The sequence below is a fragment of the Acinetobacter genomosp. 15BJ genome (genome assembly GCF_000400715.1).
Lineage (GTDB): Bacteria > Pseudomonadota > Gammaproteobacteria > Pseudomonadales > Moraxellaceae > Acinetobacter.
On record NZ_KE007349.1, the window covers coordinates 87,261 to 88,306 of the forward strand.

1 pseudogene is annotated in these 1,046 nt (G+C 48.1%); it reads left to right on the forward strand.

Annotation, left to right across the window (positions count from 1 at the left end):
- A pseudogene (locus F896_RS0120065) lies at window positions 1-1,046 on the forward strand (hypothetical protein); the annotation flags it as partial.

Sequence of the window (1,046 nt, forward strand, 5' to 3'; positions counted from 1 at the left end):
AGCCAACTGGCAGGCACAGCCAAGAGCGTCTCTGATGCATTAGGCGGCGGTTCAGTTGTTAATCCAGATGGCACCGTGACTGCACCAAGCTATACCGTGAATGGAGAAACAGTCACCAATGTTGGTGATGCGATAGGTGAGTTAGACAAAGGTTGGAATCTACAAAGCAATGGTGCCAATACAGGTGCAATCAAAGCAACGGATACCGTTGATATTGGTACGGTTGAAGGCGAAGAAAATCTGACTGTAACCAAAGATGGCAACACCATCCAATACGGTCTAAATAAAGACCTGAAAGTGGATAGCGTGACCGCGGGAGATACCGTCATAAACACGGATGGTGTCACTATTGCCAATGGTCCAAGTATCACTAAGTCAGGGATTGATGCGGCAGGTAACAAAATCAGCAATATTGCAGATGGTTCAATTTCAGCAGGTTCAAAAGACGCGGTGAATGGTGGGCAGCTCAATGACAGCATGACTTCAACTGGAGATATCTTGGGTGGTGGTGTGACCAATGAAGGCGGTAAGCTGAATGGTCCATTCACAGTGAATGACAAAGGCTACGATACCGTTGCCGATGCGATTCAAGGTGAAACTGCAGCAGCGAAAACCGAAGTTGAGGCGGGCAAGAACATGACGGTTGAAAGTCGTGTGGGTGATGATGGACAAACCATCTATGAAGTGGCAACAGCGGATGATGTGTCATTTGATTCAGTTCAAGTCGGTGACGTCAATATTGATAGCGCGACAGGCAAAATCAGCGGTGTGGCTGATGGCACAATTGCAGCAGCTTCAAAAGATGCAGTGAATGGTGGTCAGCTACACGGTATTGCGGACAGCGTTAAAAACTCGATTGGTGGTGAAACCGCACTGAATCCAGACGGTTCAATCACGACAGCCAATGTGGGGAATACTGGAAAAGGCAATATCCACGATGCAATTGATTCGGTTCGTGGTGCAGCTGTCGCAGCGAAAACCACCGTCACCGAAGGCAACAATATGGTGGTGACACAATCGACCAATCCAGATGGTAGCACCAACTA